At 60.9% G+C, this 12,714-nt stretch carries 9 protein-coding genes; 8 read left to right on the top strand and 1 reads right to left on the bottom strand.

Annotation, left to right across the window (positions count from 1 at the left end; all coding sequences use genetic code 11):
- The first annotated feature begins 57 nt into the window (after positions 1–57).
- The 8 genes from GSQ88_RS28070 to GSQ88_RS28035 all read left to right on the top strand — a co-directional run bounded on the left by GSQ88_RS28070 (position 58) and on the right by GSQ88_RS28035 (position 10,748).
- Positions 58–1,380 carry a serine hydrolase domain-containing protein gene (locus GSQ88_RS28070; RefSeq protein ID WP_159011047.1) on the top strand — a complete coding sequence of 441 codons (1,323 nt, stop codon included), beginning with the start codon at positions 58–60 and terminating at the stop codon, positions 1,378–1,380.
- A 355-nt stretch (positions 1,381–1,735) separates the two neighbouring features.
- Positions 1,736–3,088, top strand: coding sequence for a hypothetical protein (locus GSQ88_RS28065; protein WP_159011046.1), 1,353 nt, complete (start codon positions 1,736–1,738; stop codon positions 3,086–3,088).
- A 69-nt stretch (positions 3,089–3,157) separates the two neighbouring features.
- A complete protein-coding gene (gene metK / locus GSQ88_RS28060) occupies positions 3,158–4,420 on the top strand; it encodes a methionine adenosyltransferase (protein WP_210253908.1) in 1,263 nt (420 codons plus the stop codon).
- A gap of 128 nt (positions 4,421–4,548) precedes the next feature.
- Positions 4,549–5,952, top strand: a complete 1,404-nt coding sequence (gene ahcY, locus GSQ88_RS28055; RefSeq protein WP_159011044.1) for an adenosylhomocysteinase — start codon at positions 4,549–4,551, stop codon at positions 5,950–5,952.
- A gap of 203 nt (positions 5,953–6,155) precedes the next feature.
- On the top strand, positions 6,156–7,718 hold the full coding sequence (locus tag GSQ88_RS28050; RefSeq protein WP_159011043.1) for a hypothetical protein: 1,563 nt from the start codon (positions 6,156–6,158) through the stop codon (positions 7,716–7,718).
- A gap of 185 nt (positions 7,719–7,903) precedes the next feature.
- Positions 7,904–8,902 carry a glycosyltransferase family 2 protein gene (locus tag GSQ88_RS28045; RefSeq protein ID WP_159011042.1) on the top strand — a complete coding sequence of 333 codons (999 nt, stop codon included), beginning with the start codon at positions 7,904–7,906 and terminating at the stop codon, positions 8,900–8,902.
- Between the two features lie 10 nt (positions 8,903–8,912).
- The gene (locus tag GSQ88_RS28040; protein ID WP_159011041.1) at positions 8,913–9,596 is read left to right on the top strand and encodes a class I SAM-dependent methyltransferase; all 684 of its coding nucleotides are present in this window, start codon (positions 8,913–8,915) and stop codon (positions 9,594–9,596) included.
- A 168-nt stretch (positions 9,597–9,764) separates the two neighbouring features.
- Positions 9,765–10,748, top strand: a complete 984-nt coding sequence (locus tag GSQ88_RS28035) for a phosphatase PAP2 family protein (protein WP_159011040.1) — start codon at positions 9,765–9,767, stop codon at positions 10,746–10,748.
- A 109-nt stretch (positions 10,749–10,857) separates the two neighbouring features.
- On the opposite strand, the gene GSQ88_RS28030 is transcribed toward GSQ88_RS28035, so the two are convergent.
- A complete protein-coding gene (locus GSQ88_RS28030) occupies positions 10,858–12,303 on the bottom strand; it encodes a hypothetical protein (protein WP_159011039.1) in 1,446 nt (481 codons plus the stop codon).
- Between the last annotated feature and the right edge of the window lie 411 nt (positions 12,304–12,714).

The raw sequence follows: 12,714 nt of genomic DNA, 5'->3' as shown, positions 1-12,714 counted from the left end.
GAGCGACCGTTAAAATCGTCAAAGCGTAGTACCCGAACAACCGGGGGAGAAATGCAGATGTTCTCGCCACCGAAGCTCAGCACCCTCACTCTGGCGGCGACGCTTGCGTTCGCCGTGACCATCGCTCTGGCCGAGAGTTCGCTCGGTGCCCCCGCCATCGAAGCGGGGTTTACGCGCGAGGGGTTGGGCGGCATCGACGCCTATCTCGAGGCCGAGATCGCTGCAAACAAGATTCCGGGCGCGGTGGTGCTGATCCAGCGCAACGGTGAGGCGGCTTATTTGAAGAGCTTTGGCCTGCGGGATCCCGGCACCAAGCAGCCGATGACCGCCAACAGCATCTTCCGCATCTACTCGATGTCGAAGCCGATTACGACCGTTGCCGCGATGATGCTCGTCGAGGACGGAAAGCTAGGGCTCGACGACCCCTTATCAAAATATATTCCGTCATTCGCCAGCGTCAAAGTCGGCGTCGAGCAGAAGGCCGCCAATGGCGCGGTCACGCTGGACCTCGTCCCCGCCAGGCAGCCGATCACCATCCGGGACCTGATGCGCCACACGTCGGGGATAACCTACAGCTTCATCGGCGAGGGGCTGGTCAAGAAGGCCTACGCGGATGCCCATTTGTTCGATGGTGATCTCGACAACGCCGGGTTCGCCGAAAAGATCGCGAGGCTGCCGCTGGATTATCAGCCCGGCACGACCTGGGATTACGGCCATTCGACCGACATCCTGGGTCGCGTGATCGAAGTGGTCTCGGGGCAATCGCTCTATCAGTTCGAGAAGCAACGACTGCTGGACCCGCTCGGCATGAAAGACACGGCATTCTATGTGGCCGATCCCGCCCAAAAATCACTGGTCGCCGAGCCGTTCCCGAACGATCGGATCATCGCCGACCATTTCGTGATGAACGATCCGCGTGTCGAGCAAAAATGGCAAGCCGGCGGCCATGGGATGGTCTCGACGGTGGCTGACTATGCCCGTTTTGCCCAGATGCTGCTCAACGGCGGTACGCTGGATGGCCAACGGTATCTCAGCGAGAAGACCGTCCTGAGCATGGGCTCAGATCACATCGGGCCGGGATCTGGCGTGGCGCCCGGTCCCTACTACTTGCCCGGCTCGGGCTGTGGGTTCGGCCTGGGATTCTCGGTCCGCACGGAGCCCGGCCATACCGCTGGCGAGGGTTCGGTCGGCGAGATGAACTGGTCGGGCGCCGGCGGCACCACCTTCTGGATCGATCCGAAACAAGACATGATCGTCGTCTTCATGGCGCAGACCGTCGCCGATCGCGACAGCCTTCGCGTCCATCTGAAAGATCTGGTCTATCGGGCGCTCGACGACATCGGTCCGGGCGTCGGTTTGAAAGCCGACGCGCGGCACTGATCGCGAGGCCGTTTTGCGATGCGCGCAGCGCCAAGAGTTCATGCTGAGCCGTCATTGCGAGGAGCAGTTGCGACGAAGCAATCCAGCCCTTCCTTGTTGTCCTGGATTGCTTCGCGGAGGCTGTCATCGGGCGCGCATTCGCGCGACCCGCTGGCTCGCAATGACGAACCCGCCAATTTGAGCGCTGGGGCAATCGCCTGTCGATCAGCCCGACTCCGGCAATTTCCGGCTGCGGGCGATCTTTCCAAGGTGGGTTTCCAAGGTGGGCAAAGGGTGGTAGGAGACCTAGGTCACTGTCGTCTGCCCACCGGATCTTCCCACTTCTGGCCCCAATTCTGGTCTCAAATCTGTCCTGATGAAAAACGACCGGATCCTCAGCCAGATCAACGAATTCTGCCGCCAGGCCGATATGGCGGAATCGACCTTTGGGCGGCGGGCCGTCAATGACGGCAAGCTCGTGCACCGGCTGCGGGAGGGCAAGCGCATCACCGTCGATACGCTGGACCGCATCCAGGCCTATATCGCGGCGTCCACCGGCGCGGTGCCGCCGCCGCGGGGGCTCGAGGTGCCCCCCGAGAAGCGCGATCCGCGCGGTAATTTCCGCTTCTTCGAGAACCGGCAGAAATATTTGTTGTTCGTCCATACCTGCAGCGAAAAGCGGGTGATCGCGGAACGGGTGGCGCTGGAATTGTCCAGCATCCATCCGCGGCCGCCGGCGCTGCGGGTGTTCGATGCCGGCTGCGGCGACGGCACCGTGCTGGCGCGGGTGATGCGGTCGATGCATGGCCGCTTTCCGCACATGCCGTTTTACGTCGCCGGCAAGGAGCTCAGCCTTGAAGATGTCCGGTTGACGCTGGACAAGGTGCCGGACCGGCTGTTCGAGCACCCGGCGACCGTCTTCGTGCTCACCAACATGTACTACGCCGAGGCGCCCTGGCTGACGCCATCCTCGCCCCAAGCTGCTTCCGGAATGATGTGGCATGAAGTAGCGCTTCGCGGTGCCTCCTCGGGCGACTTCGAGGCCCAGATCGGCGAGCTCGGTCCATTCCTGGAGCAGAACTGGCGGGCGATGGTCAGCCCGCGTTCGGGCATGCCGATCTATGAGCGGCCAGTCGCGCTGGTGCTGTATCGGGAAGATCACCGATTCCTGCTCGATTCGATCATTCCGCGCGCCGGCCGCACTGAGGCCAATTTTGATCTGATTATCGCCTCACAGCCCTACCGGGCAAAATCATCGGTGAACTTCCGCGCCAAGCGTATAATCGCACCACTGGCGCGGGCATTGCGTGCAGGCGGTCGTTTGATTGGAATTCACTCCCACGGCCAGGATCCCGGTTTGGAGATAATCCAGGCCGTATGGCCGGGAGAAAATCCTTTCGCGGTCAGCCGCCATGAGCTATTGCGCGCCGTGAAATACGAGCTGGGGTCGGCTGGGCGGGACCTTAATATTAATACCTACGCGGATAACCGCTCGATCTTCCGGTATGATATGGAAGCGCTGCCCAACGAGGTCACCGGCTCGATCGGAACCTCGACGGCCTTTGCGGCATGGAATGCGGCGGTGTATGTCGCCCAGATTGAAGACGACCGGTTGACGGAAATGGCTCAAAGCAGCCGTCCTCTCGATGCCGCCAGGGAAGTTCTGCGCAAGCATAACGGGCTCTGGTTCTACGATGAATCCTACGTCATCTCGCGCCGTCGCGACTGACATTTCGAAACACACGGACACACACGAAAAGGACCGCCGAGGTCCGGCGGAAAAAAAGGGGTTTGGTTGATGCGCGAGTCTTATTTGTTCACCAGCGAGTCGGTTTCAGAAGGCCATCCGGACAAGGTCTCGGATCAAATCTCGGATGCAATCCTCGACGCTTTCCTCACCAAGGACGTCGAACTCGGCATTGCCGACAACAGCGCGGTCAATACCCGGCTCGGCTGCGAGACGCTGTGCACGACCAACAAGATCGTGATCGCCGGCGAGGGCCGCGGCCAGTTGTTCCGCACCATCCACGGCAAGTCGGTGGTCGACCGCGAGCTGATCACCCAGATCGCGCGCGATGTGGTCAAGGACATCGGCTACGACCAGAACGGCTTCTCCTATCACGGCGCCGACGTCGAAGTGCTGCTGCACGGCCAGTCGCCCGACATCGCGATGGGCGTCGATGCCAAGAAAAAGAAGAGCGGCGAAGAAGAGGGCGCCGGTGACCAGGGCATGATGTTCGGCTACGCCTGTACCGAGAGCGAAGTGTACCAGAAGGGCTCTTACATGCCCGCGCCGATCTACTTCGCGCACAAGATCCTCAAAGTGCTGTCGGAAAAGCGGCGCAACGGCCAGTTGGCCGATCTGCAGCCCGACGCCAAGAGCCAGGTCACGGTGAAGTATGTCGACGGCAAGCCGGTCGGCTGCACCAAGGTCGTGGTCTCGACCCAGCACAACGAGAAGAGCCGCAACGGCAAGAAATACTCGCCCGGCCTGATCAAGGACATGATCTCGACCGCGGTGGAATCGGCGCTGCCGAAGGGCTGGATGCCGCAGAAGGGTTCCGACTTCCTGGTCAATCCGACCGGTAATTTCGTGGTCGGCGGACCGGACGGCGATTGCGGCCTGACGGGACGCAAGATCATCGTCGATACTTACGGTGGTTACGCCCCGCACGGCGGCGGCGCATTCTCCGGCAAGGATCCGACCAAGGTCGATCGCTCGGCCGCTTATGCCACGCGCTATCTCGCCAAGAACGTGGTCGCGGCCGGTCTGGCCGATCGCTGCACCATCCAGGTCGCTTATGCGATCGGCGTTGCCGATCCGATGTCGGTGCTGGTCGATACCCACGGCACCGGCAAGGTCGACGAGAAGAAGCTCGAGAAGATCCTGCCGCAGCTGTTCCGGCTGACGCCGACCAACATCCGCCGTACGCTCAAGCTGAACCGCCCGATCTACCAGCGCACCGCGGCCTATGGCCATTTCGGCCGTGCGTCGGAAAAGGACGGCGGCTTCTCCTGGGAGAAGACTGACCTCGTCAGCCAGCTCAAGGGCGCGTTCTAGTTTCGTCTTCGTCTCTCCCCGCTTGCGGGGAGAGACTGCCGCGCATTTAGCGGCGCAGATCGTCACAAAGCGTTCCGCTTCTTATCGTATCGATAGGTCCGCATTACTCTGTTTGGGAAAACCACTACATGACCGATTACATCGTCAAGGACATCTCGCTCGCCGATTTCGGCCGCAAGGAAATCTCGCTGGCCGAGACCGAAATGCCCGGCCTGATGGCGACGCGGGAAGAATACGGCCCGACCAAGCCGCTGAAGGGCGCGCGGATCGCGGGCTCGCTGCACATGACGATCCAGACCGCGGTTTTGATCGAAACATTGGCCGCACTCGGCGCCGACATCCGCTGGGTTTCCTGCAACATCTATTCGACGCAGGATCATGCGGCGGCAGCGATCGCCGCGGCCGGCATTCCGGTGTTCGCGGTCAAGGGCGAAACCCTGACTGAGTATTGGGATTACACCGCCAAGCTGTTCGACTGGCACGGCGGCGGTACGCCCAACATGATCCTCGACGATGGCGGCGACGCCACCATGCTGGTGCATCACGGCCTGCGCGCCGAGAACGGCGATGTCGCGTTCCTCGACAAGCCCGGTTCGGAAGAGGAGGAAGTGTTCTTCGCGCTGATCAAGAAGCTCCTCAAGGAGAAGCCGAAAGGCTGGTTCGCCGAGATCGCCAAGAACATCAAGGGCGTCTCGGAAGAGACCACCACAGGCGTGCATCGCCTTTATGAAATGGAAAAGAGCGGCAAGCTGCTGTTCCCGGCGATCAACGTCAACGACAGCGTGACGAAATCGAAATTCGACAACCTGTATGGCTGCCGTGAATCGCTGGTCGACGGCATCCGCCGCGGCACCGACGTGATGATGTCGGGCAAGGTGGCGATGGTCGCGGGCTTCGGTGACGTCGGCAAGGGTTCGGCCGCCTCGCTGCGCCAGGCCGGCTGCCGCGTCATGGTGTCCGAAGTCGATCCGATCTGCGCGCTGCAGGCGGCGATGGAAGGCTATGAAGTCGTCACGATGGAAGAGGCCGCGCCGCGCGCCGACATCTTCGTCACCGCGACCGGCAACAAGGACATCATCACCATCGAGCATATGCGCGCGATGAAGGATCGCGCCATCGTCTGCAACATCGGGCATTTCGACAACGAGATCCAGATCGCGGGTCTGAAGAACCTGAGGTGGACCAACGTCAAGCCGCAGGTCGACGAGATCGAATTCCCCGACAAGCATCGCATCATCCTGCTGTCGGAAGGCCGTCTGGTGAACCTCGGCAACGCCATGGGTCATCCGAGCTTCGTGATGTCGGCTTCCTTCACCAACCAGACGCTGGCGCAGATCGAGCTGTTCGCCAACAACAAGGACGGCAAATTCGGCAAGAAGGTCTATGTGCTGCCGAAATCGCTCGACGAAAAGGTCGCCCGGCTGCATCTCGCCAAGATCGGCGTGAAGCTGACGAAGCTGCGGCCCGACCAGGCCGACTATATCGGCGTCAAGCCGGAAGGCCCGTTCAAGGCGGATCACTACCGGTATTGAGAAATCTACCGCTTGGAGCTTGATGCTGCGACAAACGCGAGGCGTTTGCCCGCAGATCATGCTCAAGCGACAAGATCACCGACGAGCATGCTTCAACTTGGTTGAAACATGCTCTCGGGGCTTCTTCGGCCTGTTGCGCGATGCCGCGGCCCGTGTCGATATGCGGTGGACCGGGGCATAGACCGAGATAGCAGTCCGATAACATGGTTCTTTCCGATTGGCGGGTCATCACGGCTTGGACGCGGTCTGGCTCGGATCGGTCGATAGCGATTGTCGTTTTTGCGCTGCTGACCGCCGCCTCGCTTCTCCCGGTGTTACTGACGCCGATACCGGCCATGGTGGATTATCTCAATCACCTCGCCCGGATGTATATTCTCAGCCGGAGCGGCACTCCCGATGCCAACCCGTATTATGAGGTGGCCTGGGCGCTCTATCCCAATCTGGCGATGGATCTGATGGTCCCGCGGATGGCGCGGTTAACTGGCGTCGAAAATGCCACGCGGCTGTTTTTGCTTCTGAGCCAATTATTGATCGTCGGCGGCGCGCTGCTGCTCGAACGGGTCGTGAAGGGGCGGGTCCATCTCGCCGGTTTCGCGGCGCTGATGTTTCTCTACTGCTTGCCGTTTACGTGGGGCTTCCTGAATTTCGAATTTGGTTTGGGCGTCACGCTGTGGGGCGTCGCCGCTTATCTGACGGTGGTGGAACGTGGATGGCGCGTGCGTTTCATCGCCAATGCGCTTTTCGTTGTGGGATTATTTGCAGCGCATTTTTTTTCGCTGGGCATCTATGGTGCGACGCTCGGGTTCTGCGAGCTGTGGCGTGCCCACGATCGGAAAGCGTCATACCGCGATGCCGCGTTGCGACTTGCGATACTCGCGGTACCGGTGCTGTTATTACTCACGGTGATGCATTTGACCGCCGGCTCGATCGGAGGCGAGGGCTCGACCTGGAATTTCGCATTCAAGCCGATCTGGCTTTTTCGCATCATGAACGGCTATAATTTAACGGTATCGGCGGCAACTATGTTGGCGTTGCTGGCGTCGCTGTATTTCGCGGCCAAGCGTGGCATCCTGAAGCTCGAACCCGCCGGGATTTGGCTCGCGGCTGGTTTCTCGCTGCTTTATCTTGCGATCCCGTCGAACCTGTTCGGCACCTCGTTTGTCGACCTCCGGCTGATCCCCGCGGCGGCTTTGATCATGCCGGCCTTCTGCTCGCTGTCACTGCCCAGCCGACGATGGACCGCTGCTGCGCTTGCCATCGTCACCGGCATCACGCTCGCCAACCTGGCGACAGTTTATGCGGTCTGGCTGCCCTACCGTGCGGATTACGCCGATGTCATCTCATCGTTCCAGAAAATCGACCGCGGCTCACGGTTGCTGGTTGCGAGCAGCGGAGAGGGCTACGACCCGCCATTCAACGACCTCACGCAGTATCCGATGGCCTATGCTCCGACGCTGGCGGTGCATTATGCCGATGCCTTCGTACCGAACCTGTTCACCGAGGTTGGCAAGCAGCCGGTGCGCGCGCGCTCGTCCATCCGGCGTCTCGCCATCCCCTATGGCGGTCCGGTTCCGCTACGCGCGCTTGTCGCGATCGCGGCAAGCCAAACGGTGCTCGAAACGCCGGCTTTCGTCCGCACCTGGTACCGGGATTACGACTATCTCTATGTGCTGGGGCCGAGTGTGGCGAACCCGTTGCCAGACCTGCTGGAGGAAGTGGACGGGTCCGCGCGCTTTGTTCTCTATAAAATCAAGCGCGCGCCCTAGTCGTTTGTTTTGACGCGCTTTCTTGACGCAAACCGGTATCCCTGCCGCGCTCCAATTGCCCCTTTTGCCTTGGCTGTACCGGGCCAAACCGTATCAAAACAACCTGGTTCTTAACCGCCGGGCAAGGCCGTCTTAACTATCGGCATTCTAGACTTCCGCCCATTCAATGGAGTGGAACCTGTCTTATGCCGATCGATTCCCAGCCGATCTGCTACAGCCTCATCATCCCGGTATTTAACGAGGAAGCCGTGCTGCCGGTGCTGTTGCGCCGGCTTGACCAGTTGCTGGCCCGGCTTCAGGGTCCGGCTGAGGCCATCTTCGTCGACGATGGTAGCAGCGATTCCAGCCCTATCGTGCTGCAAGCGTTGGTCAAGCGCGACCCGCGCTACCGCTATATCGGCCTGTCACGCAATTTCGGCCACCAGATCGCCATTACCGCCGGCATGGACGCGGCGCAGGGCAAGGCGATTGTCGTCATGGACGCCGACCTACAGGATCCGCCTGAAGTCGTAGAGCAACTGATCGCCAAATGGGAGGAAGGCTACGACGTCGTCTATGCGCGCCGCCTGTCGCGTGCGGGCGAAAGTCGGTTCAAGCGCGCCACCGCCCATGTATTCTATCGGATGCTCGGCCGCATGACCACCGTCGGCATCCCGGCCGACGTCGGCGACTTCCGCCTGATCGACCGCAAGGTGCTCAACGTGCTCCGCGAGATGCCCGAGCGGGACCGTTTCGTGCGCGGCATGATCGCCTGGCTCGGCTTCAAGCAGACCGAAGTGGCTTTCCATCGCCTTGAGCGCGTCGCCGGCGAAACCAAATATCCGCTTTTCAAGATGGCGCGGCTCGCCGTCAATGCGGCGCTAGGCTTTTCCGACGCGCCTTTGCGGCTGGCGATCTGGTGCGGGCTCGTGGTGTCGAGCCTGGCGCTGCTCTACGGCGGCTGGGTGGCGGTGTTATGGATGAGCAACGACAGCCATCTGGTTGCCGGCTGGTCCTCGACCATCGTGATCGTTTCGCTTCTGTGCGGCATGAACATGCTGATGACCGGCATCGTCGGACTTTATGTCGGCCGCATCCATGCCGAGGTTAAGCACCGTCCGCTCTATGTCGTGCAGGAGCGGCTCGGCTTTGAGCGTGAACTGGCCGCGGCGATACAGCCCGCGATGCGGGCGGTGTACGAATGAGCGTACGCGCATGACCGAATTGTTCGACGGCTATCGCAGCAACTACCGGGACGTAGTCCAGTCGTCGATCGATTTTTCCGGCCTGCCGCACAGTTTTTTCATGCGCGCCAAGGCCGATCTTTTGCGCGAATTGATCGCGCGGCGGCTCGGGCCGGTAAAGCCCGCGATGCTCGATGTCGGCTGTGGCGTCGGCAGCTTTCATCCTCTGCTGCACGGCATGGTCGGCCGTCTCTGCGGTATTGACGTTTCCTCGGCCAGCATCGCACAGGCGCGCGCGGACAACCGCGATGTCGACTACCGCGCCTTCGACGGCAGCAACTTTCCCTTCGACGATTCCGCCTTCGATCTGGTGACCGCGATCTGCGTGATGCACCACGTCGCGCCGGCCGAATGGGCGCATTTCATCAGCGAAATGCGGCGCGTGGTGCGGCCAGGAGGGCTGATCTGCGTCATCGAGCACAATCCGCTCAATCCGCTGACCCGGCTTGCCGTTTCGCGCTGCGAATTCGACCGTGACGCCGTCCTGCTTGGTGCCGGCACGACGCGGAAACTGATGGCAGCCGCCGGCTTTCGCGAGATCGGCGCACGTTATTTCCTGCTATTGCCCTGGGAGGTAAAGTCCGCGCGCCGTGTCGAAGGCGCTTTAGGCAACGTGCCGCTCGGCGCGCAATACGCCGCTTTCGGCACCGCCTGAGCCATTTTTCGGCTGAGTTTTCTTCGGCGCATCCTGGCCGGGTTGACCGTCGCCTGGCATTCAGCGGCTCAGCCGAGTGGAACGCTATTTGTAGAAGGCATATCCGGCTGCGCTGTTGACGTTTCCTTTACGACCTTCTGGCCTTTCTTACATTCAAGGAGGAGAGAAATGCCGAAATTTCACCCTGCTCTGCGGCCTTTTTTCGCCGCCTATATAGTGACGTTTTCGGCGATGGCCTTCGATTTCTGGCTGATTTCAGCCATGCCTCAAGGCATTCATCTTACAACGGATATCATCGTCTCCCTGGCGGCCGGTGGGGTGTTGACGGTTGGCGGTTTGTTTTTCTCTCTCAAAAACTGGATTTCATTGTCGGCAGCCGCTTTTGCGTTTGCGAACATCTGCCTTTTAAGCCAGATCAATATACTTGCTCATCTGGGCCCATCCTACATAGGCAGATCTTATCCTTTTATCGACCAAGCCTTGGCGCAGATCGACTCGGGTTTGGGCTTTAACTGGATTCAATATTTCGAATGGCACGTTAACCATCCGTTCTTTGGCATGGCTTGCCGCATGGCCTATCTGTGCTGGCCTTATTATGCTCTTTTCGTCGTCGTGGTTCTTGCAGCATATCAGCGCATATCGACATTGGTGCGTTTCTTGATCGCATCCACGGTTTCCCTGAGCATCGTTTACTTGATTGCCATCGTTACTCCTTCTTATGGAGCCTATGTGCAACATGGAATGAAGGCCTCGCTGCATCCCGGCCTTTTGGTGCAGTTTTCAGACTACAAGGCCACCTATGATGCGCTCAGGGCCGGGATAGTCGATATTTACGCTGACGTGATACCCTCGGGGGCAATCTCGTTTCCCAGTTTTCATACAACCACAGTTATTCTTTATCTCTGGGCCGCGTGGAACACGCCGGTGCGCTGGATTACGCTGGTTGTTCAGAGCCTTTGCTTTTTGACGATTCCCGTGCAGGGGGCGCACTTTTTGACCGATATGATCGCCGGCGGCGCAATAGGACTCGTTGCGATTATTTTTTCTTGCGTCGTTGTGCGCGAAGGAAAATTCCTGAATTTCAGTGTTGCAAATTGGCAGCGACGGCAACAGACCGTCAAGTCCGCCGCTCTGGCCACCCTCGAGTCTTAGTTCGGCGTTCTCGTTTTTTATCCGCTCGTCGCGGATGTTGCTTCTCTCATCGCGCTCCCATGAGAGAGTTCACAGACTTCTGGTGCCGTCTGAATTATTTTCGGCTGAGCTATTGTTTCGGCGCATCCCGCCGCCGGTGCACCACCGCCACGTCGTCGCTATAGACGCGCTGCCAGTCCGGCAGGCGGTCGAGCAGCGCTACCGCCGGCGTGTCCGGCGCGAGCAGCGTCGCACCGAATTTGTACTGGTCGAGCAGCTTGAGAAAATCGGGCAGGTCGGCCAGCGAGATATCGCGATTGTAGCGCGCGATGAATGAGCCGCCATACAATTCGCCGCGGCCGTCTATGAAGGTGGGAATGCCCGCGAAGATCAAATAGCCGCCGAACGAATAATCGTTGAGCACGGGTCCCGCCTTGGCGAGACCGGCATTCGCCACGGCCGCCTCCGGTGTGTTCCGCTGCGGCGGGCGCATGTCACTGCCCAGCGCCAGCCCGGTCGCCACGATCATCACGGCCAGGGCCGTCAGGTTCACGGCGCGTGCCGAACCGGCAGCGTCATCGTCGACCCGCGTGCCCAACTGCCGCGCCAGCGGCGCCGCCAAATAGAGCGGCGCCAGCATCGCCAGCAGGTCTGCATTGCGTACCTGGGCCAGTGCAAAATGCATCAGGCCCAGCACCACCAGCATCCGCACCACCGGCAGCGTCACCCCGCGCGACAGCGCGAAGATGCCCGCCAGCAGCAGCAACTCGAAGGCGCCGAAATGGCCGAAGTCCTGAGGTCGCCATTCCCCGATCCATTGCAGCGCATCGCCGAGGCCGAGCGTCGTGAGTGGTATCAGCAGCGACTCCGGCCCGTAGGGCGTCAGGCAGCAGGCGACGACCGCCAGGGCGATGAACGGCAGCCAGCGCAACAGCACGCGCGGCCATTCGCTACGCTTCTGGCCCAGCAGCGCCTCAAGCACGGCCGGTCCAATCAGGCCGAGTGCCAGCACCACGCTGCCGTGCAGATTGGCCCACAACACCAGCAGCGGCAGCGCCCAATAGGGCGGGGGTGCACGCCGGTCCATGCAACGCACCAGCGCCGCCGCCCAGATCATCATGATCGGCAGCGTCAGCATGTGCGGCCGCGCCAGTAGATGCGGCGCCAACAATACGATCGCCGCCATGACCATCAGCAGCGCCGGTGTCGGCGAAAGTTCCCGCAGCAGGAAGCGGGTCAGCAGACCGAAGGCCAGCGCGGCTGCCGCCGCCGCCAGCGCCGCCACGCCGTTCCAACCGAAGAAGTCATATGCTGCCGCGTAGAAGACTTGGGACAGCCATTCGAAAGAGATCCAGGGCGCGCCGTGCATCGAGAACGAAAACGGGTCGTTCGTGGGCACGGCACCGTGTGCCATGATCCAGCGCCCGACCGCGATATGAGAATAGCTGTCCGGGTCGCTCAGCAACCGCGGGCCGAGCGTCAGCAATACCGCATAGACAGCCGCGCCGACCAGCCAGGGAAGCGTGGCTCGCGCGGGGATGTGTTTCGTCGTGCTGGTGATAACCTCGTCGCTCATGGCCGGCGACGGTAAAGCGACAGTGCTAATTCTATTTTAACACTAGAGCATTTTCGAGCCAACGGGTCGCGAATGCGCGCCCGATGACAGGCTCCGTGGCCACCGGTTCGCGTCAAGAAAACGCGTCAAAACAAAAGACTGGAGCCCCGTTCCGATTCCATCGGAACGGGGCTCCAGTGGCGATTCCGCACGCTGCCGGCAGTTCCCCTGCATCCCTTGCAACGGCCGGCACGCGCTCGAACTCCCGCTCGGTTCCGTGCTGTGTCGTAACGCGCGTTCAAGGCGGCTTGCCAGTGGTAGCCTTTGCCGCGAAAGAAGGCGAAGTAACACTAACGGTGATCGTGTCTCGCGTCCCGGCGGGTTGGCCTGTACGCGTTGTCCGAGCCGGGTTACTGATCACGCCTACGATAG

Source organism: Bradyrhizobium sp. S69 (genome assembly GCF_009766005.1).
In the GTDB taxonomy this organism is placed as follows: domain Bacteria; phylum Pseudomonadota; class Alphaproteobacteria; order Rhizobiales; family Xanthobacteraceae; genus Bradyrhizobium.
The sequence above is the reverse complement of the archived record's forward strand: the minus strand, read 5'-3'. Positions and strand labels throughout refer to the sequence as shown.

Excerpts from the sequence above, each read along its gene's own strand:
- GSQ88_RS28070 (WP_159011047.1), top strand. The coding sequence starts at position 58 with ATGTTCTCGCCACCGAAGCTCAGCACCCTCACTCTGGCGGCGACGCTT.
- GSQ88_RS28065 (WP_159011046.1), top strand. The coding sequence starts at position 1,736 with ATGAAAAACGACCGGATCCTCAGCCAGATCAACGAATTCTGCCGCCAG.
- metK (WP_210253908.1), top strand. The coding sequence starts at position 3,158 with ATGCGCGAGTCTTATTTGTTCACCAGCGAGTCGGTTTCAGAAGGCCAT.
- ahcY (WP_159011044.1), top strand. The coding sequence starts at position 4,549 with ATGACCGATTACATCGTCAAGGACATCTCGCTCGCCGATTTCGGCCGC.
- GSQ88_RS28050 (WP_159011043.1), top strand. The coding sequence starts at position 6,156 with ATGGTTCTTTCCGATTGGCGGGTCATCACGGCTTGGACGCGGTCTGGC.
- GSQ88_RS28045 (WP_159011042.1), top strand. The coding sequence starts at position 7,904 with ATGCCGATCGATTCCCAGCCGATCTGCTACAGCCTCATCATCCCGGTA.
- GSQ88_RS28040 (WP_159011041.1), top strand. The coding sequence starts at position 8,913 with ATGACCGAATTGTTCGACGGCTATCGCAGCAACTACCGGGACGTAGTC.
- GSQ88_RS28035 (WP_159011040.1), top strand. The coding sequence starts at position 9,765 with ATGCCGAAATTTCACCCTGCTCTGCGGCCTTTTTTCGCCGCCTATATA.
- GSQ88_RS28030 (WP_159011039.1), bottom strand. The coding sequence starts at position 12,303 with ATGAGCGACGAGGTTATCACCAGCACGACGAAACACATCCCCGCGCGA.